Below are 26847 nucleotides of genomic sequence, written 5' to 3' on the forward strand. Positions count from 1 at the left end.
GCCCGCTCCCACATTTAACCGCATTCCAAAGGGTGTACGCGGACAAATGTGGGAGCGGGCTTGCTCGCGAAAGCGGTTTTAAAGGTTACGAATACCTGAGCGCATGCGCCGGCTCAATCTTAGCCGCCCGATACGCCGGGTAAATCGTCGCCAAGAAACTCAACACAAACCCCGCCGAGCAAATCAGCAACACATCCCCACCTTGCAGCTCCGACGGCAGGTTGCTGACAAAGTACACATCCGAACTGAAGATATGCTGCCCGCTCACCCGCTCCAGCCAGCCCACCAGCTCACTCACGTTCAGCGCCGCAATCACCCCCAGCACGCCGCCGATCAAGGTGCCGACCACGCCAATCACGGTGCCCTGCACCATGAAGATCGCCATGATCTGCCGAGGTGTAGCGCCGATGGTACGCAGGATGGCGATGTCCGCGCCCTTGTCGTTTACCACCATGATCAAGGTGGCGATGATGTTGAACGCGGCCACGGCGACGATCATCAGCAACAGCAGGCCGATCATGGTCTTTTCCATTTTCATCGCGCTGAACAGACTGCCCTGGGTGTGGGTCCAGTCATCCGGCTTGTAAGCCGCGCCCAGGCTGGCGGCGATGTCCGCCGAGACTTTGGGCGCTGCATACAGGTCCTTCACCGCCAGGCGCACGCTTTGCACCTGATTGGGCTGCCAATGCTGGATTTCAGCGGCGTCGGCCATGTGGATCAGGGCCATGGAGCCATCCAGCTCGGCGCCAACCTTGAAAATGCCCACCACGTTCAGGCGCTGCATGCGCGGGGTGATACCGCCTGGGGCGCTGCTGAGTTCCGGCACGATCAGGGTCAGCTTGTCGCCCACGCTCAGGCGAAAGCGGCGTGCAGTGATATCACCGACCACCACCCCGAACTCACCAGGTTTGAGGTCGTCGAGTTTACCGCGCACGATGTGCTGGGCCACGATCGACACCTTGCCTTCCTGGGCCGGGTCGACGCCGCTGATTTCGATCGGCTGCATCGCGCCCTTATAGGAAAACATGCCATCCATCTGGGTGAAGGGCACGGCGGCGGTGACTTGCGGATTCTTCATCGCAGCGGCGGCCACCGGCTGCCAATCGTCAATCGGCTTTACGCCGACGATAGTGGCGTGGGGCACCATGCCGAGGATGCGCGAGCTCATTTCTCGCTGAAAGCCGTTCATCACCGAAAGCACCACGATCATCGCCAGTACGCCCAGGGCGAGGCCGATCATCGAGGTCATCGAGATAAACGAGACAAAACGGTTGCGGCGCTTGGCGCGGGTATAGCGCGTGCCGATAAAAATCGATAACGGTCTGAACATTCGCGGGCACCGTTGGAAAAATGAAAAAGCCCGGCCTCAAAAAACCGGGCTTGCAACAGGTCAGATAGCGACCAGATGACCTTCCTGCAAATGCAGTACGCGGTCCATCTGCCGGGCCATGCTCATATCATGGGTGACCACCAGGAACGCGGTGCGCATCTGGGTGCTCAACTCCAGCATCAAGTCCTTGATGCCCTGGGCGGTGTGGGAGTCGAGGTTGCCGGTCGGCTCGTCGAGCATCACCAGGCCGGGGTTGTTCACCAGGGCACGGGCAATCGCCACACGCTGGCGCTCACCGCCGGACAACTCCGCTGGCTTGTGCTCCAGGCGATGGCCCAGGCCGACGCGTTCGAGCAAGGCCGTGGCACGCTGGCGCGCTTCGGGAATTGCGGTTTTGCCGATCAACAGCGGCATGCACACGTTTTCCAGGGCGGTGAATTCCGGCAGCAAGTGGTGGAACTGGTACACAAAGCCCAACGAGCGGTTGCGCAGTTGGCCACGAGCCTTTTCATTCAAGGCCGACAGTTCTTCACCGGCCAGCCATACGCTGCCCTGGGACGGCGTATCGAGGCCGCCCAACAGGTTGAGCAAGGTACTTTTGCCGGAACCGGAACTGCCGACGATCGCCACGCGCTCGCCAGGGTGCAGTTCAAGCTGCAGGTTGGACAGCACCACCACCGACTCCGGGCCCTCCTCGTAGGATTTGCCCAGGTTGCGGCAGCTCAGGATTGCTTTTTCACTCATGCCCGATTCACTCATAACGTAATGCCTGTGCTGGCTGGGTACGTGCCGCGCGCCAGGCTGGATACAGGGTGGCAAGGAAGCTCAGGACCAACGCGGCGCCGCCCACCATCAGCACGTCCTGGGTTTGCACCTGGGACGGCAAGTAATCGATGAAGTAGACGTCGGCGTTGAGAAACTTGTGGCCGATCACCTTTTCAAGCAGGGCGATGGCGGCGCTGACGTTCAGCGCGGCCAGAATGCCCACCGCCGTGCCGATCAAGGTGCCGACCACGCCGATCACGGTGCCCTGCACCATGAAGATCGCCATGATCTGCCCCGGCGTGGCGCCCAACGTACGCAGGATGGCGATGTCGCCCTTCTTGTCGTTCACCACCATCACCAGCGTAGAGATGATGTTGAAGGCCGCCACGGCGACGATCAGCAACAACAACAGGCCGATCATGGCTTTTTCCATGCGGATGGCCTGATACAGGTTGCCGTGGGTGCGGGTCCAGTCGCGGGCGTAATACTCGGTCTCCCCCAGGTGCTGGGCAATTTCCCAGGCGCCGCGCGGGGCTTCGAACAGGTCGTTGAACTTCAGGCGCAGGCCCTGCACCTGGTCGGGCTGCCAGCGATGCAGGCGAGCCAGGTCGGTGAGGTTGGTCAGGCCGATGTAGCCGTCGATCTCGCCAGCGCCAACGTGAAAGGTGCCCACCACGGTAAAGCGCTTCATGCGCGGGAACATGCCGGCCGGGGTCACGGTGACTTCCGGGGCGACGAAGGTCAGCTTGTCGCCAACCCCCACGCCCAGCTTGGCCGCGGCCTTGTCACCGATGACAATGCCAAAGCTGCCAGGCGCCAGCGCGTCGAGCTTACCTTGCAGCATGAACTTATCGATGATCGAGACGTTGTGTTCCTGGGCCGGGTCGATGCCATTGAGCAGGATCTTCTGCACTTTGCCGTCGTTGGTCAGCAGCCCCTGCATCTGGGTAAACGGCGCGACCGCCACCACCTTGGGGTTCTGCTGGACCTTGGCGGCCAGGCTTTGCCAGTCATTGATCGGCGCATCGCCTTCAATGGTCGCGTGGGGCACCATGCCCAGCACGCGGGTGCGCATCTCATGATCGAAGCCATTCATCACCGACAGCACCACGATCATCACGACCACGCCCAGGGCGAGACCGATCATCGAGGTCAAGGAAATGAACGACACAAAATGATTGCGACGCTTTGCACGGGTATAACGCGTGCCGATAAATACGAAGAGAGGTCTGAACATGTCGGGGCTTGTTCGGAGGAAAAGAAGACGTCCCGGTGGCGGGGTCTGGTCAGCAGCTTTACACTCAGACCATTACCGTTACCTGGGGTTCGCCATGTCGACATTAGATGAAGAAGAGCGCCGCGAATACTACCGTATCGATGACATGATCGCACTTCAAATCAAACCCCTGTCTGGCCCCGACGCGGCGAGCAAGGAAGTGTTGCTGGATGATTCGCCGCTGTTCAATCTGCTCAGCGAACTGCACCTGAGCGAATTCGAAGCCCAGCACCTGCTGCGCCAGATCAACGAGAAAGACCGCAGCCTCGCGGCGTTCCTCAAAGTGCAGAACAAACGCCTGGACCTGCTCAGCCAGGTCATGGCCCGCGGTTTGCTGAACGAGGTAGGTGCGCCGCAACCGGTGATCCTCTCCGAAGGCGGCATCGACTTCCAGCACCCCACGCCGCTGGCCGCCGACACTCACCTGGCAGTCAAGCTGGTGCTGATGCCCCAGGCGCTCGGCCTGTTGCTGCGCGCGCGGGTGACCCATTGCGACCCCAAGGGCGACGGCTTTGATGTGGGCACGGAATTCGAGTCCATGACCGATGCCCAACGCCAACTGCTGGCGCGCTATATCCTGCAGAAACAGGCCCAGGAACGCCGCCTGGCGCGAGAACAAAGCGAAGACCTCTGAATGCGTATTCACGACGCCAGCCATCCTGGCGCAAAGGAGCAACTGTGACCCTGATTTACGGCCACCGCGGTGCCAAAGGCGAAGCACCGGAAAACACCCTGACCAGCTTTCAGGAGTGCCTCAAGCACGGCGTACGCCGCTGCGAGCTGGACTTGCACCTGTCCATGGACGGCGAGTTGATGGTCATCCACGACCCGACGCTCAAGCGCACCACCGACCGGCGCGGCAAAGTCGTCGAGTATTCGGCGGCTGACCTGGTGAAGATGGACGCGCGCAAAGGCGGCCCAGGCTGGGTAAGCCCCTGCCCGATCCCACGCCTGGAGGCGTTGTTCGAACAGTGCGACTTCGATCACTGGCAACTGGAAGTCAAAAGTGCCTCGCGTACCCGAGCCGCCACCACCGTGCTGGCGATTCGCGAAATGGCTGTGCGCTTTGGCTTGATGGACAAGGTTACGGTGACGTCAAGCTCGCGGGAAGTGCTCAAGGCCGCCGTGGAACTCACCCCAGACCTGTCACGCGGCCTGGTCGCTGAATACGCCTGGCTCGACCCGCTGAAGGTCGCGCAGAACTACGGCTGTGAGTACTTGGCATTGAACTGGACGCTGTGCACCCCCGAGCGGCTGGAAAAAGCCCAGCGCCAGGGCTTGCATGTGTCCGTGTGGACAGTCAACGAACCTGCGCTGATGCGCAGGCTCGCCGACTTCGGCGTAGATAGCCTGATTACAGACTTTCCCGGTTTGGCCACTGCCACCCTCGAGAATTACTGAAATCGGTCTCCCCGGCCGGCTCAGGCCACCGGCCGGAGCCGCTCAAAAAAGCCGGTTGAGGCCGTCGTAGGCCGCTACCCGATAGGCTTCGGCCATGGTCGGGTAGTTGAAGGTGGTGTTGACGAAATACTTGAGGGTATTTTGCTCACCCGGCTGGTTCATGATCGCCTGGCCAATGTGCACGATCTCCGAGGCCTGGTAGCCGAAGCAATGCACGCCGAGCACTTCCAGGGTTTCGCGATGGAACAGGATTTTCAGCATGCCTTGCGGCTCGCCGGCGATCTGCGCACGCGCCATGCTCTTGAAGAACGCCTTGCCCACTTCGTAAGGCACCTTGGCCTTGGTCAGTTCGTGCTCGTTCTTGCCGATGGAGCTGATCTCGGGAATCGTGTAGATCCCGGTCGGCACGTCGTTCACGTAGCGCCAGCTGCCATTGTCGACAATGCTGCCAGCGGCCGAGCGGCCCTGGTCATGGGCAGCACTGGCCAGGCTTGGCCAGCCGATCACGTCACCGGCGCCGTAGATGTTCGGCACGCAGGTGCGGTAGTTCTCATCCACTTCGATCTGGCCACGGCTGTTGACCTTGACCCCGATGTTTTCCATGCCCAACTTGTCGGTGTTGCCGGTACGGCCGTTGCACCACAACAAGGCGTCGGCCTTGATCTTCTTGCCGGACTTGAGGTGCAGGATCACCCCGTTGTCCAGGCCTTCGACCCGCTCGTACTCTTCGTTGTGGCGCACGGTGATGTTGTTGTTGCTGAAGTGGTAGCTCAACGCCTGGGAAATTTCCGAGTCGAGGAAGCTGAGCAACTGGTCACGGTTGTCCACCAGCTCCACCAGTACACCCAGGCCGCTGAAGATCGAGGCGTATTCACAGCCGATCACACCGGCGCCGTAGATGATCAGTTTGCGCGGGGTATGGCCCAGGCTAAGGATGGTGTCGCTATCGTAGATACGCGGGTGGTGGAAATCGATGTCCGCCGGGCGATACGGGCGCGAACCGGTGGCGATGATGATGTGCTTGGCCACCAGCTTCTCGACCACGCCATTGGCGCAGACCACTTCGACGGTTTGCTCGTCGGCGAAGCTGCCGGTGCCGAAAAACAGGTCGACGCGGTTACGGGCGTAGTAGCCGGTACGCGAGGCGACTTGCTTGGAGATGACTTTTTCAGCGCTTTTCAATACGTCCGGGAACGAGAACCAGCGCGGCTCACCAATGGCCCGGAACATCGGGTTGGTGTTGAACTGCATGATCTGCCGTACCGAGTGACGCAACGCCTTGGACGGGATGGTACCCAGGTGGGTGCAGTTACCGCCGACCTGGCGACGGCTATCGACCATCGCCACCTTGCGCCCTGCTTTGGCAGCGTTCATCGCCGCACCTTCTCCAGCTGGGCCGGAACCCAGTACCACCACGTCGTAGTTGTAGACAGCCATGCGTACTCCTCAGAACAGGCCAGGCGTACGGTTGGACGCCGGGCTAAATCATGCCGCGGCCAGCGTGCATGAAGGACAATTTGGCTCAAGTGTGTGAACCGGGGCACAGTCTATAGAAGGCCGAGCGCCGCGAACATTAACCCTTGGTCGCGTCGTAGGCCAGTGTTGCCATACTACAGGACGCAAACCAGCGCCGAATTCAGGATGAGCCATTATGCGACAACTATTTTTTTGTTTAATGCTGATGGTGTCGCTCACGGCGCACGCCAACGATGCGCAGCGGCTCAAGCAGGCGAGCTTCCCGGCACAGGTCGAGGGGCTGGCCTTGAAAAGCCAGGCGGTGTTCAACTATCTCTGGGCGGATGTGTATGCGGCGGCGCTGTATGCACCAGCTGACCTGCCGGCAAAGCAGGCCTGGGACCAGCAGAAGGCTGTGCGCCTGGCGCTGTATTACTTTCGCGACATCGACCGCAACGATGTGATCAAGGCGGCCACCGTCACCCTGGAACGCCAGCAGGCCAATGCCGGGTTGAACTCGGAGATAGCCAAGCTGCATGCGCGCTTTCGGGATATTCGCAGCGGCGATCGCTATACCCTGGATTTTCGTCCGGGGCGCGGGTTGAATCTGGAGATTAATGGGCAGGTGGTGTTCAGCAGCCCGGACGCTGAATTAGCGAAGGCCTACCTGGGTATCTGGCTGGGTCCCAAAGGGCTGTCGGACAGTTTGCGCAATACGCTACTCAAGTGAGGGCGGCGTTGACGGTTCCATCGTCATCGCGGGCAAGCCCGCTCCCACAGGTAAATGCATTTCAACTGTGGGAGCTGGCTTGCCTGCGATAAGGCCCTCCCAGACACCACAAAACCCACAGGCATAAAAAAGCCCCGAACCAGTCGGGGCTTCTTCATTCAGCGCAAAGGCTTAGCGCGGAAACGCAGGCGGGTTGACCCCAGCCATGTCTTCCATCACGCGAACCACCTGGCAGCTGTAGCCGAACTCGTTGTCGTACCACACGTACAGCACAACACGGTTGTCCTGGGTGATGGTCGCTTCGGCGTCCACCACACCGGCGTGGCGCGAGCCCACGAAGTCGGTGGAGACCACTTCCTGGGAATTGACGAAGTCGATCTGCTTGTGCAGGTCGGAGTGCAGCGCCATGTAGCGCAGGTACTCGTTCATCTCTTCGCGGGTGGCGGCTTTCTCAAGGTTGAGATTGAGAATGGCCATCGACACGTTCGGTGTTGGTACACGGATGGCGTTACCGGTCAGCTTGCCAGCCAGCTCAGGCAGGGCCTTGGCAGCAGCGGTAGCAGCACCGGTCTCGGTGATCACCATGTTCAACGCGGCGCTACGGCCACGGCGATCGCCCTTGTGGAAGTTGTCGATCAGGTTCTGGTCGTTGGTGTACGAGTGAACGGTTTCAACGTGGCCGTTAACGATGCCGAACTTGTCGTTCACAGCTTTGAGCACCGGCACGATGGCGTTGGTGGTGCAGGAAGCGGCGGACACGATCTTGTCGTCAGCGGTGATTTCAGCGTGGTTGATGCCGTGCACGATGTTCTTGAGCTTGCCCTTGCCAGGCGCGGTCAGCACAACGCGGTCAACACCCGGGCACGCCAGGTGCTGGCCCAGGCCCTCGGCATCACGCCATACGCCGGTGTTGTCCACCAGCAGGGCGTTCTGGATGCCGTACTGGGTGTAATCCACCTCAGTCGGGTTCTTCGCGTAGATCACCTGGATCAGGTTACCGTTGGCGGTGATGGTGTTGTTTTCTTCGTCAATGGTGATGGTGCCATTGAACGAACCGTGTACCGAGTCGCGACGCAGCAGGCTGGCGCGCTTGGTCAGGTCGTTCTCGGCGCCTTTGCGCACCACGATGGCACGCAGGCGCAGGCCGTCGCCGCCACCGGTTTTTTCGATCAGGATGCGCGCCAGCAGGCGGCCAATACGACCGAAGCCGTACAACACCACGTCGGTGCCTTTACGGGCGGCAGCGTTTTGCTGGCCAACCACATCGGCCATTTCTTCACGCACGAACTGCTCGGCGGTGCGGCCAGCGCCTTCTTTGCGGAATTTGTACGCCAACTTGCCCAGGTCTACCGAAGCCGCGCCGAGCTTGAGCTCGCTCATGGCTTTGAGCAGTGGGAATGTTTCGTGGACGGAGAGTTCGCTGTCGTCGGCGGAGCGATGGCGCGCAAAGCGGTGGGCTTTGAGAATCGCGATGACAGACTGGTTGATCAGGCTGCGGCCATAGATCGAGCTCACCACATTGTTATTGCGGTACAGCTGACCGATAAGCGGAATCATCGCTTCAGCGAGTGCTTCACGGTCGATCCATTCACCAAGACACTGGTCGGGCTTCTGAGTCACGGGAACCTTCCACATGTAGGGGCAGAAAAAAGGGGCTACATTATGTCGCCCGACTGGCCGTTGAGCAATGCGCGAGGGGCAACAAAAAGCCCTTGCAAAAAAATACCGCCGCGCTACAGCCCAGTAAATACGCGGGTTCCAGAAGGCCACTAGTCGAGCGACGGTGCCGACTTGTCCGTAACCCTCCTAAACATTCGCGCTTTTTGGCACTACATATTGAGTCAAAACCGGCCATTGTTTGTCTTAGCCACTACATTTCCTACAAACCGTAATAGGCACAGTCAGCAACTGACAGGCGGCACCTGGGGCCGTTACAATTACCGACTTTGTCGCAACGCTTGGAGCTCAACCTTCCGTGCCCGTTCTGCGTCTACCGCTTCTCCCTGCCGCGGCAGGTAAACAGCATTGGGGCAACCTGCCCGGTGCCGCCCTGAGCCTGGCCATTGCCGAGGCTGCCAGCGCAGCCAAGCGCTTTACCCTGCTGCTCACCGCCGACAGCCAAAGTGCCGAACGGTTGGAGCAGGAGCTGAGCTTCTTCGCCCCGGATTTGCCGGTGCTGCATTTTCCCGACTGGGAAACCCTGCCCTACGATCTGTTCTCGCCGCACCAGGACATCATCTCCCAGCGTATCGCCAGCCTGTACCGCTTGCCGGAACTGGCCCATGGCGTGCTGGTGGTTCCGATCACCACTGCCCTGCATCGCCTGGCGCCAACCAAGTTCCTGCTCGGCAGCAGCCTGGTGCTGGACGTCGGCCAGAAGCTCGATGTGGAGCAGATGCGCACGCGCCTGGAAGCCAGCGGCTACCGCTGCGTCGACACGGTGTACGAGCACGGTGAGTTCGCGGTGCGCGGCGCCTTGATCGACCTGTTCCCGATGGGCAGCAAGTTGCCGTACCGCATCGACCTGTTCGATGACGAGATCGAGACGCTGCGCACCTTCGATCCAGAGAACCAGCGCTCAATCGACAAGGTCGATTCGATCAAGCTGCTGCCGGCGCGGGAGTTCCCGCTGCAAAAAGACGCGGTCACCCGCTTCAAGGCGCGCTTTCGTGAACGCTTCGACGTGGATTTCCGTCGCTGCCCGATCTTCCAGGACTTGAGCAGCGGCATCACGCCCGCCGGTATCGAGTACTACCTGCCGTTGTTCTTCGACGAAACTTCCACCCTCTTCGACTATCTGCCCCAGGACACCCAGGTGTTCTCGCTGCCGGGTATCGAACAGGCGGCGGAAAACTTCTGGAACGACGTGCGCAACCGCTATGAAGAGCGCCGCGTGGATCCGTCCCGGCCTTTATTGCCGCCTGCTGAACTTTTTCTGCCGGTGGAAGACTGCTTCGCGCGCCTGAAAAACTGGCCGCGGGTGGTCGCCAGCCAGCAGGACGTGGACGCCGGCAGTGGCCGCGAGCGTTTCCCGGCGAGCGTGCTGCCCGACCTGGCGATCCAGGCCAAAGCCACGCAACCGCTGGAGGCGCTGTCGAATTTCCTCGGCGGCTTCCCTGGCCGCGTGCTGTTTACCGCCGAATCCGCCGGTCGTCGCGAAGTGCTGCTGGAGTTGTTGGAACGCCTGAAGCTGCGACCGAAAACTGTCGACAGCTGGCCGGATTTTGTCGCCAGCAAAGAGCGCCTGGCGATCACCATCGCTCCGCTGGACGAAGGGTTGCTGCTGGATGACCCAGCGCTGGCGTTGATCGCCGAGAGCCCGCTGTTCGGCCAGCGCGTGATGCAACGCCGTCGCCGGGAAAAACGCGCAGACGCCAACAATGACGCAGTCATCAAGAACCTCACTGAGCTGCGCGAAGGCGCGCCGGTGGTGCATATCGACCACGGTGTAGGCCGCTACCTGGGCCTGCAGACCCTGGAGATCGACAACCAGGCCGCCGAATTCCTCACCATGGAATACGCAGAGGGCGCCAAGCTTTACGTGCCGGTGGCCAACCTGCACCTGATCGCCCGCTACACCGGCAGCGACGACGCCTTGGCGCCGTTGCACCGCCTGGGCTCCGAGACCTGGCAGAAAGCCAAGCGCAAGGCCGCCGAACAGGTACGCGACGTGGCCGCCGAACTGCTCGATATCTATGCCCGTCGCGCCGCCCGCGAAGGTTATGCGTTCGCCGACCCGAAAGCCGACTACGCCACTTTCAGCGCCGGCTTTGCCTTCGAAGAAACCCCCGACCAGCAAACCACCATCGAAGCGGTGCGCGCCGACATGCTCGCGCCCAAGCCGATGGACCGCCTGGTGTGTGGCGACGTGGGCTTTGGCAAGACCGAAGTGGCCATGCGCGCTGCCTTTATTGCGGTACACGGCGGTCGCCAGGTGGCGATCCTGGTGCCGACCACGCTGCTCGCCCAGCAGCACTACAACAGTTTCCGCGACCGCTTTGCCGACTGGCCGGTGACCGTGGAGGTGATGAGCCGCTTCAAGTCCGCCAAGGAAGTGAATGCCGCCGTCGCCGATCTGGCCGAAGGCAAGATCGACATCGTGATCGGCACCCACAAGTTGCTGTCGGACGATGTGAAGATCAAGAACCTGGGCCTGGTGATCATCGACGAAGAACACCGCTTTGGCGTGCGCCAGAAAGAACAGCTCAAGGCCCTGCGCAGCGAAGTCGACATCCTCACCCTCACCGCCACGCCGATTCCGCGCACGCTGAACATGGCGGTGTCGGGCATGCGCGACCTGTCGATCATCGCCACGCCACCGGCGCGTCGTTTGTCGGTGCGCACCTTCGTGATGGAACAGAACAAGAGCACGGTCAAGGAAGCCCTGCTGCGCGAACTGCTGCGTGGCGGCCAGGTGTACTACCTGCACAACGACGTAAAGACCATCGAGAAATGCGCCGCCGATCTCGCCGAACTGGTGCCGGAGGCCCGCATCGCCATCGGCCATGGGCAAATGCGTGAGCGCGAACTCGAACAAGTGATGAGCGACTTCTACCACAAGCGCTTCAACGTGCTGATCGCCTCGACCATCATCGAGACCGGCATCGACGTGCCGAGCGCCAACACCATCATCATCGAGCGCGCTGACAAGTTCGGCCTGGCGCAGTTGCACCAATTGCGCGGCCGCGTCGGGCGCAGTCACCACCAGGCCTATGCCTACCTGCTGACACCACCGCGCCAGCAGATCACTTCCGATGCGGAAAAACGCCTGGAAGCGATCGCCAATACCCAGGACCTCGGCGCCGGCTTTGTATTGGCCACCAACGACCTGGAAATCCGGGGTGCCGGTGAATTGCTCGGCGATGGCCAGAGCGGGCAGATCCAGGCGGTGGGTTTCACGCTGTATATGGAGATGCTCGAACGCGCGGTAAAAGCCATCCGCAAAGGCGAACAACCGAACCTCGACCAACCTTTGGGCGGTGGGCCGGAGATCAACCTGCGCTTGCCGGCGTTGATTCCCGAAGACTACCTGCCGGATGTGCATGCACGGTTGATCCTGTACAAGCGCATTGCCTCGGCGGCCGACGAAGAAGGCCTCAAGGACTTGCAGGTAGAGATGATCGACCGCTTCGGCCTGCTGCCGGAGCCGACCAAGAACCTGGTGCGCCTGACCCTGCTCAAGTTGCAGGCCGAGCAGTTGGGCATCAAGAAAGTCGACGCCGGGCCGCAAGGCGGGCGTATCGAGTTCGAAGCGCAGACGCCGGTCGACCCGTTGGTGCTGATCAAGCTGATCCAGGGCCAGCCCAACCGCTACAAGTTCGAAGGGGCTACGCTGTTCAAGTTCATGGTGCCGATGGAACGTGCCGAAGAACGCTTCAACACCTTGGAGGCGCTGTTTGAACGCCTCATTCCGAAATCCGTTTAAGGACGCCCCCATGCGCGTGTTCCGCATTTTGAGCCTGTTGTTGGTGGTACTCGCACCATCGGCCTTTGCCGACAGCCTGTATCAGGTGGAAATGATCCTGGTGCGCCAGAATGCGGAACCTGTGATCAACAGCCGCGCCGCCCCGGAAAACTGGGATGCGGGCGCGCCGCGCCTGGGTGAGCGAATGAGCCCGCCGCGCCTGGGTAATATCGTCGACAAGCTGCGCGCCGACGCCAACTACACGGTGCTCGCCCACAAAGCCTGGGAACAGAACCTGGGCGAGCAACCGGTGAAGGTGGCGATCACCGATGGCCAGGAGCAATTCGGCCAGTTCCCTATCGAAGGCGTGTTGAGCCTGCAACTGGGGCGCTTTACCGATATCGACGCGGATTTCTGGATCAACCAGTTCGACGGCAACGGCAGCGTGATTGCCAGCCAACACTTAAGCCAGAAAGACGTGCGCACCAAGAACAACCAGCTCAACTACCTGGACGGCGGCCACCTGGCGCTGCTGATCAAGATCACCTCGCTGACCGCCAAGCCACCCAGCGCACCACCGCCCGACCTTCAGGACTGATTGCGCGCCATGCCCCTGACGTCGTCGTTGACCAAACCCCTGGCCCCTTCGTGGGCCAACCGCTTCAAAGAGCAAAGCCTTGAGCGCGGGCGGCGCTACGCCCTGGAAAACCGCGTGCGCATCGTCGAGTGCGGCGACAGCACCATCACCGCCAGTTGCGAAGGCTCGGGCGGCAATGTTTACCGCCAGACCATCTCACTGCGCGAATCGGCCAAGGGCCTGCTGATCCTGGTGGACAGCCGCTGCACGTGCCCGGTACACACCAACTGCAAACACATTGCGGCGGTGCTGCTCAAGGTTCAGGAAACCCTGGCCTACCCGGCAGCGGCCCAGGATGCGCAACTGCTGGAAAAGCTCCAGGCGGTGCTGGATAACCGCGTGGTCCTGCCCCAGGTGGTGATGGACGACGTGCAACCGGTGCCCCGCCTGTGGCTGGCCAGCGTGGAGTTCAGCGCGTTCGAGCCGCGCAACGGCAAGATGCAGCGCTATATCCAGCACCGTGCGGCGCTGTCGTTCAACTACCTGGGCAACTATGTCAGCGGGCAAAAAAATGCCGACATCATTGTGCGCCAGGAGACCCAGAGCCTGCGGATCAAGCGCCAACCCGAGCAAGAACAAGCCTATCGCGAACACCTGCGCCTGCTTGGCTTCAAGATCGCCACGCGCCAGAGCAAGGCCCTACCGGAAAGTGCCGGCGAGCTGTTCGAGATGGTCAATGACAGCGCCTGGCTGAACTTCACCCTCAATGTGTCGCCGACCTTGCGTACCGAGGGCTGGGAACTGCAGATCGATGAAGACTTCGGCTTTGACCTCAGCCCCGTCGATGACTGGTATGCAACAGTCGATGAAGGGCCGGAACGTGACTGGTTCGACCTGGAGCTGGGCATCATCGTCAACGGCGAACGCCTGAGCCTGCTGCCGATCCTGCTGAACCTGATGCGCTCCCATACCGAGATTCTCAACCCGGAGAAGCTCGCGCGGCGCCGCGATGAAGAGCTGATCCTGGTCAACATCCCCGGCCTGCCCAACGGCCACGGCCCGCTGCAAGTGGCGCTGCCCTACGGCCGCTTGAAGCCGGTGCTGGCGACCCTCGGCGAGTTTTACCTGCAGGAAGCCGGCACCACCGCGCTGCGCCTGGCCAAGGCCGACGCGATTCGCCTCAACCCGCTGGAAGACCTGCCACTGCAATGGGAAGGCGGCGAGAAGATCCGCAACTTCGCCCAGCGCCTGCGCGATATCAAGGACTTCACCTGCGCGGCGCCTGAAGGCTTGAATGCGACCTTGCGCCCCTATCAACTGGAAGGCTTGAGCTGGATGCAGTCACTGCGCCAACTGGAGGTGGGTGGGATACTCGCGGATGACATGGGCCTGGGTAAAACCCTGCAAACCCTGGCGCATATTCTTACCGAGAAAATCGCCGGGCGCCTTGATCGGCCGTGCATGGTCGTGATGCCTACCAGCCTGATCCCGAATTGGCTCGATGAGGCTGCGCACTTCACCCCGCAGCTGAGAGTGCAGGCACTTTATGGCGCGGGGCGTAAGAAACATTTCGCCAACCTGCAGGACTACGACCTGCTGCTGACCACCTACGCCCTGCTGCCCAAGGACATCGAACAGCTCGCCGCCCTGCCCTTGCACGTCTTGATCCTGGATGAAGCGCAGTACATCAAGAACCCGTCCAGCAAGGCGGCCCAGGCCGCGCGCGAGCTGAATGCCCGCCAGCGCCTGTGCCTGAGCGGCACGCCCTTGGAAAACCACTTGGGCGAGCTGTGGTCGCTGTTCCACTTCCTGCTGCCGGGTTGGCTGGGCGACGTGAAGAGTTTCAACCGTGATTACCGCGTGCCGATTGAAAAACGCGCCAGCGAGGTGCGATTGCAGCACCTCAACGGCAGGATCAAACCCTTCCTGCTGCGCCGTACCAAGGAGCAAGTGGCAACCGAACTGCCGCCCAAGACCGAGATTATCCACTGGGTCGACCTCAACGAGGCCCAGCGCGACGTGTACGAAACCATGCGCCTGGCCATGGATAAAAAGGTCCGCGACGAAATCACCCGCAAGGGCGTGGCCCGCAGCCAGATCATCATCCTTGAAGCCCTGCTGAAACTGCGCCAGGTGTGCTGCGACCTGCGCCTGGTCAACGACGCTACCCTGCCCGCCCGTGGCAGCAGCTCGGGCAAGCTCGACAGCCTGATGGACATGCTTGACGAGCTGTTTGCCGAGGGCCGCCGGATCCTGCTGTTCTCACAGTTCACCTCAATGCTGAGCCTGATCGAGGCCGAACTGAAAAAACGCGGGATTGCCTACGCCCTGTTGACCGGCCAGACGCGGGATCGACGTACACCGGTGAAAGACTTCCAGAGCGGCAAGCTACAGATCTTTTTGATCAGCCTGAAAGCAGGCGGCGTGGGTTTGAACCTGACCGAAGCCGACACGGTTATCCACTATGACCCCTGGTGGAACCCGGCCACGGAAAACCAGGCCACCGACCGTGCGTACCGCATCGGGCAGGAAAAGCCGGTGTTCGTGTACAAGATGATTGCCCGGGGCACGGTGGAAGAGAAAATTCAGCACTTGCAGAAGGAGAAGTCCGATCTGGCGGCGGGCGTGCTGGATGGACGAACCACGGGGGATTGGCAGTTGGGCAATGAAGAGATTGAGGCGTTGTTTGCGCCGTTGCCCAACAAGCAAGAGAAGCGCTGACTGTTAGGCCGCCTTCGCGAGCAAGCCCGCACTTGAATGTATTCACAAATCAAAATGTGGGAGCGGGCTTGCTCGCGAAGGCCGCACCGCGGTCTTCAGCCTGGCAAAGGCGCAAACAGCGCCTCAATATCCCGCTGCTCCAGCTTCCAACCCGCACTGGCGCCACCTTCCAGCACCCCATCGGCCAACGCAGCCTTCTCCAGTTGCAACGCCTGGATCTTTTCCTCCACCGTACCCCGGGCAATCATCTTGTACACAAACACCGGTTTGTCCTGCCCGATGCGGTACGCACGGTCGGTCGCCTGATTTTCCACCGCCGGGTTCCACCACGGGTCGTAATGAATCACCGTATCCGCCGCCGTCAGGTTCAAGCCCGTCCCGCCTGCCTTCAGGCTGATCAGGAATAGGGGTGTCTTGCCGCCCTGGAAGTTCTCAACGGGCGTACGTCGGTCAACGGTGTCTCCCGTCAGGATCGAATACTCAACCCCACGCAGCTTGAGCTCTTCTTCGATCAACGCCAGCATCGAGGTGAATTGCGAGAACAGCAAAATCCGCCGCCCCTCGCTGAGCAACTCTTCCAACATGTCCATCAAACTGCCCAGCTTGCCAGTGTCGGCCTTGGCCGCTTTAGTCATCGGCACAGACTTGACCAGACGCAAGTCACAGCACACCTGGCGCAGTTTGAGCAGGGCTTCGAGGATGATGATCTGGCTGCGGGCCACGCCATGACGACTGATCTCGTCGCGCACCTTTTTATCCATGGCCACACGCACTGTTTCGTAGACATCCCTCTGTGCATCGCTGAGCTCTACCCAGTGCACGATTTCCGACTTGGGCGGTAACTCCGTGGCAACCTGTTCCTTTCTGCGCCGCAACAGGAACGGCTTGATACGTGCCGTGAGGTGCTGCATACGCTGCGCATTACCGTGTTTTTCGATGGGCGTGCGGTAATCGCGATTAAAGCTCTTGCTATCGCCCAACCAGCCCGGCAACAAGAAATGAAACAGTGACCACAGCTCACCCAAGTGGTTTTCCAACGGCGTACCGCTCAAACATAAACGCTGGCCGGCCTCCAACTCACGAGCCGCCTGGGCTGCCTTGCTGTTGGGATTCTTGATGTTTTGCGCTTCGTCGAGGATCAGCACACTCCAACATTGAGGCTGCAGCACTTCAAGGTCTCGCGACAGCAGCGCGTAAGTGGTGAGTACCAGGTCGTAATCGGCCAGGCGCGCGAAGTCAGCCTGGCGCTGCGAGCCGTGCAGCGCCAGGACCTTGAGTTGAGGGGTAAAACGCGCGGCTTCATCCATCCAGTTGGGGACCAGGCTGGTGGGCATCACCGCCAGAGCAGGCGCCTGCAAGCGGCCGGCCTGTTTCTCACAGAGCAAATGGGCAAGGGCCTGCAGGGTTTTCCCCAGGCCCATGTCATCCCCAAGAATCCCGCCGACGTCCAGCTCGCGCAGGGCTTGCATCCAGTTAAGGCCTTCGAGCTGGTAGCCACGTAGTTCGGCGTTCAGGCCCTGAGGAGCAGGTACATTGACGTGCGTGGCCTCCTTGAGACGCTTGGCGAAATCACGCAGCCGCTCGCCGCCCTGCCAGACCAAGGGTATTGCATCCAGGGTGCTGAGCCGTGCCGCGTCGGGCGCGCTCAACCGCAGTGCATCGCCTTCAGGTGCGCGCAGGTAGAGTTCGCCGAGGGTCGCCATCAGGGGTTTGATACGGCCGTAAGGCAGCGCGACTTTGGTGTGAGTGCCAGCGCCCAAACTGACCAATACCCGCTCATCATCGTCGCGTTCAGCCATGTAAGTGGCATCAAGCAGCTTGGGTTGACGACGCATCAACTCGAGCATGATTGGCAACAGGCTGTGCCGCTCGCCATTGACCTCGACGCCCAGTTCAAGGTTGAACCATTCATGACCCGGCGTCTCTTCGATATCCGCGTACCAGTGATCCACCGCCTCCACGTCGTAATAAAAGCCCGGATGGATGACCACCTCCCACCCGGCCTCACGCAAAACCGCCAAATCGCGTTCAACAAAACGCAGCCAGGCTTCATCAGTGGGTAGATCGAACATCTCTCCCGCACTGGCAGGCAACGCACGGGTTTTGCGAGTGACCGTTTTAAGGCCGATCTTTGTGAGGGTCTTGCGCAGGGCTTTTTCAGCCACCGGCTTGCGTTGGATATGTTGGGTTTCGGTGCCGTTGAGAAACAGGATGTCCTCAGTGCCCTTGCCGCTGACCAGGCAGGCGTCGTATCGGTAAGCCAAGGCGGCGCGGTGTTCAAAAGTGAGCATTTGCCGATGGTGCGCCTGGCTGTAGACGTAGGACTCATCGCTTCCCAGCGTGAGACATCCTTGAGGCTCTAACGTATCCACCACACGCTCGGTCAGCTCCCGCGGCGGAGGAATCACCTTGGATATCGAACTGATGCGATGGCTGAATAACGCGACCTGATCAGCTGGAATCGTCGGCAAGGCGCAAAGATGCATGGCCAGATTATCGTCCAGCCCGTGCTCGACCACCCCGATAGCCAGGTTATCGCGGTCAAGATAATGAAGCGGTTTAAGGGGCAATACCTCGCCCAACTCGCGCCCGTTGCTGATCCACTTGGGAATGTGATTGCCATCGGACAACATGGCCCAATCAAAACGCGCGGGCCGGGCCGGGCCGGGCTTAAGCGCCAGGCCAGAGCCCTGCTCAATAAACAGACGTTGGGTTTTCAGCGCCAATTGGAGAATTTCGGCCCCTGGTTCGCCGGCCAGCTGATAACGGGTGTTATAGGAACTATAAGACCGGCTCAACAACAGCAATCGACAAATGCGTGTATCCAGCTCATGCATATAGGCGGGAGCACGTCGCAATGTCTCATCGATCGAGTACAGCGGCTTGATATCGCTGTACTCACCTTTTTTCGTCACACGCGCTCGATATAGCTCTAATGACCACCTCATCGAATAGGGATCGGGGGAGAGCTGGTACAGCAAAGAGGTGCCCGTATTCCTGGGTTGTTCCTCATCCACAGGCGTGGGTTCAGGGATGCTTTCAAGCCACTTTTCGAGCTGGGGGCTGAGGCGCTCAACCGGTGTCTTTTGCTGCTTTACAGGCGGGTTCAGGTCTTCGTGCAGGACAGTCAACATAAACAGCGCCGCGGCCGCGTGCTTGCAATTGATCGCTACCGGGCAAGAACACACACACTCGACAGTCGCCCAATTTGATGTGACAACATGGGTGATCACCTGGTTGTAGACGTTGCGGCCGGAGCCCTTGCAACGCGCGATCAACCGGTGTTTTCCCACTTCGACAATTTCGAGACGACTTTCGCCAGCGTACTCGAAACCACGCTCCAGTGAACGAGGGTCAAAGCGCTCTTGCCAATCCAACTCGACGATACGTGCGATCAGGTCATTCATGGGGCAGCACTCTACAACGGTCGGCAACGCGATTTAAAGCAGGCCGACTCCCACAAAGCGGTAAGAGATAGCTACAGCAACAGCCAGACGCTTCCTACACCAAGCCTCTTTCTTTAACAGCGCAGGCGACGTTTATTCAATCAGTTGAGCGTCTCGCAACGCTGTGAGCGCCGCCAACCAGCGTGGATCCTGTTTGTAATCCGTCGACGCAACCGCCTGCCCACGCATACGCGCAATCCGCGCCGAGGGCGTGACCTTCATCCGCTGCGCTGCACTGAGCGCCAACTCGGCGGCCGCACGGTCATTGCACACCAAGCCCATGTCACAGCCGGCGGTCAGGGCCGCTTCGATCCGACTGGCCGCATCGCCGACCACATGGGCGCCGGCCATGGACAGGTCATCGCTGAAGATCACCCCGTCGAACTGCAACTCACCGCGCAGGATGTCCTGCAACCAGCGGCGTGAGAAGCCGGCAGGCTGGGCATCGACCTGCGGGTAGATGACGTGCGCCGGCATCACGGCGGCCAGTTGCTTGCTCAGGCGTGCGAAAGGCACCAGGTCATTGGCGCGAATCTGTTCCAGGCTGCGCTCGTCGTTGGGAATGGCGACGTGGGAATCGGCCTCGGCCCAACCGTGGCCAGGGAAGTGCTTGCCGGTGGCGGCCATGCCGGCGCTGTTCATGCCGCGGATAAAGGCACCGGCGAGCACGGCAGCGCGCTCGGGGTCGCCTTCAAAGGAGCGGGTGCCGACCACGGCGCTGCGTTGGTAATCCAGGTCCAGCACGGGGGCAAAACTCAGGTCCAGGCCCACCGCCAGCACCTCGGTGGCCATGATCCAACCGCATTGTTCGGCCAGGTATTCGGCGTTGGGGTTATCCGCCAGCGCACGCATGGCCGGCAGGCGTACAAAGCCTTGGCGCAGACGCTGCACGCGGCCGCCTTCCTGGTCCACGGCCAGCAGCAGGTCGGGGCGCACTGCACGAATGGCTGCGCTCAACTCGCGAACCTGGCGTGGGTGCTCGATATTGCGCGCAAAAATGATCAGGCCGCCCACTTCCGGTTGGCGCAACAGATGACGATCCTCGGCCGTGAGCCAGGTACCGGCGACGTCGACCATCAAAGAACCTTGCAGGGCAGCAGTCATAAACCTTCCTTAAATAACGCACACAACCCGTCGTCCTTGCCAGGCACGGCAAGGACGACGGGTTGCGAATAAATAGCTGAAATCGGCATGGCGGCTAGCTTAGCGGATGCAAGCGGCCGCGCCCACCCGCAGCGATCAAACCTTGGCGGCGACCGGTACGGTTTTGCTGCGTGGGCGTAACTGGGCGGCGGCCATGGCCGGATCGCTGACGCCGGTTTCGGCACGCATGCCAGCGGCGAGGAACGGCACCATCAGGCGCATGACTTGCTCGATGGAAGTGTTCACGCCGAAATCGGTCTCGGCAATCGCCCTCAACGCTTTGATACCGGACATGCTGAAGGCGGCGGCACCGAGCATGAAATGCACGCGCCAGAACAGTTCGATAGGCGGAATACGCGGGGCCGCTTCGTTGACCAGCAGCATATAGCGGCGGAACACCTTGCCGTACATGTCTTCCAGGTAACGGCGCAAGTGGCCTTGGCTCTGGCTGAACGCCAAGCCCAGCAGGCGCATGAAGATCGACAGGTCGTTGCCGCTACGAGGCTGCACGACCAACGCTTGCTCCACGAGGATTTCCAGCAGCTCTTCCAGGCTAGGCTTGTGATCGGCCTTGGCCTGGCGGCGTTCCAGCTCACGGTCGAGGCTTGCGCAGAACGGGCCCAGAAAGCGCGAGAACACTGCCTGGATCAGGGCCTTTTTCGAGCCGAAATGATAGTTCACGGCGGCGAGGTTGACCCCAGCCTTGCTGGTGATCAGCCGCAATGAAGTTTCAGCAAATCCTTTTTCCGCGAACAATTGCTCGGCAGCATCGAGAATGCGTTCAACGGTTTCCGACTGGGCCATGGCTACTCCGCCTGACAAACAAACACTTGTTTGAAACATACGTTTCAGAGTGTGTTTTGTCAAGCCTGGGGGTCCGCTTTGCGGCTGGTCGGCCATCTGTTTCATCGCTATTTAATCACATCCTCGCAGCTCTGTAGGCAGCGCCGTTTCTGCTGTGTACGACGGCTGACGGATGACCGTCCAGCGGAGCCGCTAAAAAGGATGATTGCCAAGCGCAGTTCACTGTATATAATCCCAGTCACTGTATAAAAAGACAGAGCGATCAACATGCTAAAACTGACGCCACGCCAAGCTGAGATTCTGGCTTTTATCAAGCGCTGCCTTGATGACAATGGTTACCCGCCTACCCGTGCGGAGATTGCCCTGGAACTGGGGTTCAAGTCCCCGAACGCCGCCGAGGAACACCTCAAGGCCCTCGCTCGCAAAGGTGCGATCGAGATGACCCCGGGCGCTTCGCGGGGTATTCGTATCCCTGGCTTCGAAGCCAAGGCCGACGAGTCGACATTGCCGATCATCGGTCGCGTCGCCGCAGGTGCGCCGATCCTGGCGCAACAGCACGTCGAGGAATCCTGCAACATCAACCCGACCTTCTTCCATCCTCGCGCCGACTACCTGTTGCGTGTGCACGGCATGAGCATGAAGGACGTGGGTATCTTTGACGGCGACCTGCTGGCCGTCCATACCACCCGCGAAGCCCGCAATGGCCAGATCGTCGTGGCCCGTATCGGCGACGAGGTCACGGTCAAACGCTTCAAGCGCGAAGGCAGCAAGGTCTGGCTCCTGGCCGAAAACCCTGAGTTTGCCCCGATCGAAGTCAACCTGAAAGACCAGGACCTGGTGATCGAAGGCTTGAGTGTCGGCGTCATTCGCCGCTAAAGGAGGCATCATGCAGCTCGTGCACACCCCACAACACACACAACTGTCGCTGTTCGAGGCCTTCATGGCCCAACCCCTTGCGCCAATCCTCAAGGACACGGTCGAAGCCCCCTGGGGCGGCGAACCCGAGGCGTTCAGTGAATTGTCGTTGCGCGGTGCGGCTGAGAGCTGCCTGAACCTGCTGGCACCTATCCTGCGCGAATTAAGCGAAGATCAGGACGCCCGCTGGCTGACACTGATCGCCCCGCCCGCCAGCCTTACCCAGGCCTGGCTGCGGGACGCCGGGCTCAACCGTGAGCGCATCCTGTTGCTGCAACCACGCGGCGCGCAAAGTGCCCAGCAGCTAACCTGCGAAGCCTTGCGCCTGGGCCGCAGCCATACAGTGGTGAGCTGGTTGAACCCGCTGAATGCCAGCGCCAGGCAGCAACTGATCAGCGCTGCGCGCACGGGTGATGCGCAGAGTTTGAATATTCGATTGGGGTAATGACGGGCGCGCCACAGAAACAGCCTTCACCAAGGACTCAGTGAAGAACGCGCGGCCCTTCTTCTTTCTCCGGCTCACCTTCGGCAAGGCGACCTGCCATCTGCACGCCCACGCTCAACATGGCTTTAGCCACTTCGACGTGCTGGCCTTGCAGGAAGACCTTGGCGTCTTCGGAGAAATCCAGAATAACCAGAGAACCCTCGTCCTCCGCCCGGCGCAGTTCGATTCGGCCGTCAGGCAGTTCAACAATTTCCAGAAAGGACGTTGGCATAAAAGTCTGTTCTCCACGAAAGGCCTGGGATTATATCAGTCATCCACCCAGCCTCGCAGGGGATATGGGCAGGTTTGTTGACGGCGTGATGAATGGTGCCCAGAGCAACACGCCAATCAATGTGGGAGCTGGCTTGCCTGCGATGGCGGAGTATCAGCGAATAATCAGCAAACTGAGCCACCGCTATCGCAGCATAAGTGTCTATACAACTTTGTAAGCTCTAATAGCCAACGGTAACCACGATGCGAAGCGAGTAGCTCTTGCTCTTGATCTGCTTGTGATCTTGATCTGGCTTTTGATCTTAGGCGCCCCGTTAAACCACGCTGGCCGAACGCAGGCTTGAATTCGTGGGTAACCCGGCAGGACGCCGGGTTAGCCGCCCCGCGCCATGGATGGCGCGTGGCGGCGGCCCACGGATTCAAGCCTGCGTTCGGGCACACCGAGCCCAAGCGAGGTGCCGAGTGGTGGGGCAAGAGCCTTTTGCTTACTTTTGGGCTCTTTTCAAAAGTGAGCCGCTATCAGAGCGGAACCCTAGGTGGCAGTTACCTAAATAACGGATATGTACCCGGTCCAACTGTGTTGACTGTCAGGTCGCATTCGCGAGCAAGCCCGCTCCCACAGTTTGATTGCGGGGCCTCAGGTAGATAGGTGTCGGCTGTCAGGCCGCCATCGCAGGCAAGCCAGCTCCCACAGTTTGATCGCGGGGCGTCAGGTAGATAGGTGTCGGCTGGCAGGCCGTCATCGCAGGCAAGCCAGCCCCCACATTTGCTTAGTGCAACCCCTTCAGCACTCGTTCAGCCCTTCACGAAAACGCAACGCCATCTTTTTCAACTCCTGGCGCCAGCCTTCCAACTCCCCACGGCTCAAAGGCTTGGGCTCATCCTGCTCCAACGCCACAGCGACGATCAGCGGCTGGGTGACATCCCCCTTGGGCACATGGGGAATACGCGGCGGCTGGAACATATCCGCATGGGCCTTGAGCAGCCGCGCCACCCAACTGTCAGGGCTTTGGGCCATTTCCACCAACTCGGCCAACTCGGGGATGGCCATGAAATCCAGCACTTCACGATTCATGATCATTTCCGCCCGCGGTGCGCCCGCCTGGGGCAAGCGGTAGAACCCGGCGATCTCATGGCACAGCCCCAGCAAGGCACCGTACAGGTGGAACAACGCCGCTTCGCGCCCCGCCTGTACCAGCGCGATGGCATTCATCTCTTTCCCTTCCTTGGCGCGACCAAGGGCCTCCAGGGACAAACCCGCGAAGTAAATTTTCTGATTGGTACGGGTATAGAGTTCGTTGGCCATGACGGCAATCTCCACAACGAATAGGCGTGATGCTGGCTGTGTAGGAGCGAGCTCGCTCGCGAAAAACTTCCAGGCACCGCTGGGTGCCAGGCTTCCCGCGTTTTCGTTAACGATCTTCGCGAGCAAGCTCGCTCCTACAGTAAGCAAAAGCCGTCTATACAGACGGCTTTTGGCGTTAACAGACTAGCGGATCAAGCGCCTTGGCGCTTGTCCTCGACCTTCCACTTGCCGCCGTCGTAGAACGCTTTCCAGCCAGTCGGCTTGCCGTCCACTTCGGTCTGCACGTACTGCTCCTTGGTCTTGCGGCTATAGCGGATCACGGCTGGGCGACCATCCGGGTCCTTCTTCGGCGCTTCACACAGGAAGTGGTACTTCGGATCGATCTCGTCCTTGTGCGGCACGATCTCCATCACCAACGGCGCACGGGTCTCGCGGTTTTTCGGGAACTGGCTGGCGGCCAGGAACAGCCCCGAAGCGCCGTCACGCAGGATATAGGTGTCGTTGACCTTCTCGCACTTGAGCTCAGGCATCTTCACCGGGTCCATCTTCGGCGGCGCCGCATCCCCGCTTTTCAGCAGTTTGCGGGTGTTTTTGCACGTCGGGTTGGTGCAACCGAAGAACTTGCCGAAACGGCCGGTCTTGAGCTGCATCTCATTGCCGCACTTGTCGCATTCCAGGCTCGGGCCTTCATAGCCCTTGATGCGGTAGGTGCCCTCTTCAATCTCGTAGCCATTGCAATCGGGGTTGTTACCGCAGATGTGCAGCTTGTGCTTCTCGTCCAGCAGGTAGGCGTCCATCGCCGTGCTGCAGATCGGGCAGCGGTGTTTGCCGCGCAGCACCAGCGACTCGGATTCACCCTCATCGTCAGCCGCAATTTCGTCGCCCGGCACCAGGTTGACGGTCGCCTTGCAGCGCTCTTTGGGCGGCAGGCTGTAGCCCGAGCAACCGAGGAACACGCCGGTGGAGGCAGTACGAATCTGCATCGGCCGACCGCAGGTGGTGCACGGAATATCCGTCATCACCGGCTGGTTGGCGCGCATCCCGTTCTCAGGGTTCTCGGCCACTTCGAGCTTTTTCTTGAAGTCGCCATAGAACTCGTCGAGCACGTTTTTCCAGTCGCGCTCGCCCTGAGCCACGTCATCGAGGTTCTCTTCCATGCCGGCAGTGAAGCCGTAGTCCATCAGGTTGGAGAAGCTCTCCGACAGACGCTCGGTCACGATGTCACCCATCTTTTCCGAATAGAAACGACGGTTGTGCAACGCAACGTAGCCACGGTCCTGGATGGTGGAGATGATCGCCGCGTAGGTCGATGGACGACCGATACCGCGCTTCTCCATCTCTTTGACCAGGCTGGCTTCGGAATAACGCGCCGGCGGCTTGGTGAAGTGCTGGGACGGGTCGAGCTTGATCAGCTTCAGCGTGTCGCCCTGGGCCATGTCCGGTAGCACGTCATCATCGCCAGGCTTGGCAATCTGCGGCATCACACGGGTATAGCCGTCGAACTTGAGGATACGGCCCTTGGCACGCAGCTCGAAATCGCCCGCGCCCACGCTGACGGTTGTAGACAGGTATTGCGCCGGCAGCATCTGGCATGCCAGGAATTGGCGCCAGATCAGCTCGTAGAGGCGCTCAGCGTCGCGCTCCATGCCGCTCAGCTTGGCAGGCGTGGTGTTGGCGTCAGAAGGACGAATCGCTTCGTGAGCCTCTTGTGCGCCTTCCTTGCTGCTGTAGACGTTCGGCTTCTCCGGCAGGTAGGTCTTGCCGAATTCGCTTTCAATATAGGTACGCGCCATCGCCACCGCGTCTTGCGACAGGTTGGTGGAGTCCGTACGCATATACGTGATGTAGCCCGCTTCATACAGACGCTGGGCCATCATCATGGTCTTCTTCACCCCGAAGCCCAGGCGGTTGCTCGCGGCCTGTTGCAGGGTGGAGGTGATGAACGGTGCCGACGGCTTGCTGCTGGTCGGTTTGTCTTCACGCTTGACGATGCTGTAGCTGGAGGCCTTGAGCTTCTCCAGCGCGGCCATGGCCTGGGCTTCGTTCAGCGGCTTGAAGGCCTCGCCTTTCTCACGGGCCACTTCAAAGCGCACGTTGGCGCCCTTGGCAGTGCCGAGGTCGGCGTGGACTTCCCAGTATTCTTCGGGGATGAACGCACGGATCTCGCGCTCACGCTCCACCACCAGCTTGACCGCCACCGATTGCACACGGCCGGCGGACAGGCCACGGGCGATCTTCGCCCACAGCAGTGGCGAGACCATGTAGCCCACGACGCGGTCGAGGAAGCGACGGGCCTGCTGGGCGTTGACACGATCAATGTCCAGCTCGCCCGGCTTGGAGAACGCTTCCTGAATGGCTTTCTTGGTGATTTCGTTGAACACCACGCGCTTATAGCGGCTGTCATCACCGCCGATGGCTTCGCGCAGGTGCCAGGCAATGGCTTCCCCTTCGCGGTCCAAGTCCGTCGCGAGATAGATGGTGTCAGCATCTTTGGCGAGCCGGCGCAGCTCTTCGATGACCTTTTCCTTGCCCGGAAGGATTTCATACTTGGCCTTCCAGCCATGGTCCGGGTCCACACCCATGCGCGAAACCAGTTGCTTGCGCGCTTTTTCTTTAGGCGTGAGTACCGGACCTTCGCCCGCGGCGGCCTTGCCGCGCTTGGCGGCAGGCTCCTTGCTGGCGCTAGCCGAACCGCTGGTGGGCAGGTCTCGGATATGGCCGATACTCGACTTCACCACGTACTCGTTGCCCAAGTACTTGTTGATGGTCTTGGCCTTAGCCGGGGATTCCACAATGACCAGCGATTTGCCCATGGATCGGAAAATTCCTGAATTCGAGAAGTGAAAGGCAGTTGGCGCC

The 26847-nt window shown here is 60.5% G+C and carries 19 protein-coding genes; 8 read left to right on the forward strand and 11 right to left on the reverse strand.

The features are described 5' to 3' along the window. Nucleotides 1–85 precede the first annotated feature (85 nt). From MF6394_RS10190 to MF6394_RS10200, 3 genes are read right to left on the reverse strand one after another with little or no spacing between them, the layout of a single operon-like run. Complete coding sequence (locus tag MF6394_RS10190; protein WP_032892838.1) at nt 86–1330, reverse strand: lipoprotein-releasing ABC transporter permease subunit; 1245 nt, start codon at nt 1328–1330, stop codon at nt 86–88. Nucleotides 1331–1390: 60 nt separating this feature from the next. Further along, nucleotides 1391–2074 (reverse strand): lipoprotein-releasing ABC transporter ATP-binding protein LolD, encoded by a 684-nt coding sequence (gene lolD, locus MF6394_RS10195; RefSeq protein WP_019818240.1) that lies wholly within the window; start codon nt 2072–2074, stop codon nt 1391–1393. A 7-nt stretch (nt 2075–2081) separates the two neighbouring features. Then, nucleotides 2082–3332, reverse strand: coding sequence for a lipoprotein-releasing ABC transporter permease subunit (locus tag MF6394_RS10200; protein ID WP_069557145.1), 1251 nt, complete (start codon nt 3330–3332; stop codon nt 2082–2084). Between the two features lie 94 nt (nt 3333–3426). Here MF6394_RS10200 and MF6394_RS10205 point away from each other — a divergent pair, with 94 nt between their 5' ends. Together MF6394_RS10205 and MF6394_RS10210 are read left to right on the forward strand one after the other, a co-directional pair. Further along, on the forward strand, nt 3427–4005 hold the full coding sequence (locus MF6394_RS10205; protein ID WP_003189673.1) for a PilZ domain-containing protein: 579 nt from the start codon (nt 3427–3429) through the stop codon (nt 4003–4005). 44 nt (nt 4006–4049) lie between these two features. Beyond that, nucleotides 4050–4772 (forward strand): glycerophosphodiester phosphodiesterase, encoded by a 723-nt coding sequence (locus MF6394_RS10210; RefSeq protein WP_003189671.1) that lies wholly within the window; start codon nt 4050–4052, stop codon nt 4770–4772. Nucleotides 4773–4814: 42 nt separating this feature from the next. On the opposite strand, the gene sthA is transcribed toward MF6394_RS10210, so the two are convergent. Next, nucleotides 4815–6209, reverse strand: coding sequence for a Si-specific NAD(P)(+) transhydrogenase (gene sthA / locus MF6394_RS10215; protein WP_003189670.1), 1395 nt, complete (start codon nt 6207–6209; stop codon nt 4815–4817). A gap of 214 nt (nt 6210–6423) precedes the next feature. Between sthA and MF6394_RS10220 the strand changes: the two genes are divergently transcribed. Next, on the forward strand, nt 6424–6957 hold the full coding sequence (locus MF6394_RS10220; protein WP_078466621.1) for a chalcone isomerase family protein: 534 nt from the start codon (nt 6424–6426) through the stop codon (nt 6955–6957). Nucleotides 6958–7128: 171 nt separating this feature from the next. Here the strand turns inward: MF6394_RS10220 and MF6394_RS10225 are convergent, their stop codons facing one another. Continuing rightward, nucleotides 7129–8592 carry a glyceraldehyde-3-phosphate dehydrogenase gene (locus MF6394_RS10225; RefSeq protein WP_032873405.1) on the reverse strand — a complete coding sequence of 488 codons (1464 nt, stop codon included), beginning with the start codon at nt 8590–8592 and terminating at the stop codon, nt 7129–7131. Nucleotides 8593–8932: 340 nt separating this feature from the next. Here MF6394_RS10225 and mfd point away from each other — a divergent pair, with 340 nt between their 5' ends. From mfd to MF6394_RS10240, 3 genes are read left to right on the forward strand one after another with little or no spacing between them, the layout of a single operon-like run. After that, nucleotides 8933–12382 carry a transcription-repair coupling factor gene (gene mfd / locus MF6394_RS10230; protein WP_078466622.1) on the forward strand — a complete coding sequence of 1150 codons (3450 nt, stop codon included), beginning with the start codon at nt 8933–8935 and terminating at the stop codon, nt 12380–12382. A gap of 10 nt (nt 12383–12392) precedes the next feature. Then, nucleotides 12393–12959 carry a CsiV family protein gene (locus tag MF6394_RS10235; protein ID WP_078466623.1) on the forward strand — a complete coding sequence of 189 codons (567 nt, stop codon included), beginning with the start codon at nt 12393–12395 and terminating at the stop codon, nt 12957–12959. A 9-nt stretch (nt 12960–12968) separates the two neighbouring features. Next, on the forward strand, nt 12969–15659 hold the full coding sequence (locus MF6394_RS10240) for a DEAD/DEAH box helicase (RefSeq protein ID WP_047710334.1): 2691 nt from the start codon (nt 12969–12971) through the stop codon (nt 15657–15659). A gap of 95 nt (nt 15660–15754) precedes the next feature. Here MF6394_RS10240 and MF6394_RS10245 read toward each other — a convergent pair whose 3' ends face one another. The 3 genes from MF6394_RS10245 to MF6394_RS10255 all read right to left on the reverse strand — a co-directional run bounded on the left by MF6394_RS10245 (nt 15755) and on the right by MF6394_RS10255 (nt 21052). Further along, a complete protein-coding gene (locus tag MF6394_RS10245; RefSeq protein ID WP_078466624.1) occupies nt 15755–19066 on the reverse strand; it encodes a DEAD/DEAH box helicase in 3312 nt (1103 codons plus the stop codon). A gap of 132 nt (nt 19067–19198) precedes the next feature. After that, entirely contained in the window at nt 19199–20209 is a 1011-nt protein-coding gene (nagZ, locus tag MF6394_RS10250; RefSeq protein WP_069557142.1) for a beta-N-acetylhexosaminidase, read from the reverse strand. Nucleotides 20210–20344: 135 nt separating this feature from the next. Next, entirely contained in the window at nt 20345–21052 is a 708-nt protein-coding gene (locus MF6394_RS10255; protein ID WP_003189661.1) for a TetR/AcrR family transcriptional regulator, read from the reverse strand. Nucleotides 21053–21319: 267 nt separating this feature from the next. Between MF6394_RS10255 and lexA the strand changes: the two genes are divergently transcribed. Both lexA and sulA read left to right on the forward strand, forming a co-directional pair. Then, a complete protein-coding gene (gene lexA / locus MF6394_RS10260) occupies nt 21320–21928 on the forward strand; it encodes a transcriptional repressor LexA (protein WP_003172575.1) in 609 nt (202 codons plus the stop codon). Between the two features lie 10 nt (nt 21929–21938). Beyond that, complete coding sequence (sulA, locus tag MF6394_RS10265) at nt 21939–22412, forward strand: SOS-induced cell division inhibitor SulA (RefSeq protein WP_044272906.1); 474 nt, start codon at nt 21939–21941, stop codon at nt 22410–22412. A 37-nt stretch (nt 22413–22449) separates the two neighbouring features. Here the strand turns inward: sulA and MF6394_RS10270 are convergent, their stop codons facing one another. The 3 genes from MF6394_RS10270 to topA all read right to left on the reverse strand — a co-directional run bounded on the left by MF6394_RS10270 (nt 22450) and on the right by topA (nt 26801). After that, complete coding sequence (locus tag MF6394_RS10270; protein WP_003189656.1) at nt 22450–22683, reverse strand: hypothetical protein; 234 nt, start codon at nt 22681–22683, stop codon at nt 22450–22452. Nucleotides 22684–23466: 783 nt separating this feature from the next. Continuing rightward, nucleotides 23467–23988: a DUF6586 family protein gene (locus tag MF6394_RS10290; protein ID WP_078466626.1), complete on the reverse strand. Its 522-nt coding sequence runs from the start codon at nt 23986–23988 to the stop codon at nt 23467–23469. A gap of 191 nt (nt 23989–24179) precedes the next feature. Further along, on the reverse strand, nt 24180–26801 hold the full coding sequence (gene topA / locus MF6394_RS10295; protein WP_078466627.1) for a type I DNA topoisomerase: 2622 nt from the start codon (nt 26799–26801) through the stop codon (nt 24180–24182). Between the last annotated feature and the right edge of the window lie 46 nt (nt 26802–26847).

It is taken from the genome of Pseudomonas sp. MF6394 (assembly GCF_002018845.1).
GTDB lineage: Bacteria > Pseudomonadota > Gammaproteobacteria > Pseudomonadales > Pseudomonadaceae > Aquipseudomonas > Aquipseudomonas lactis.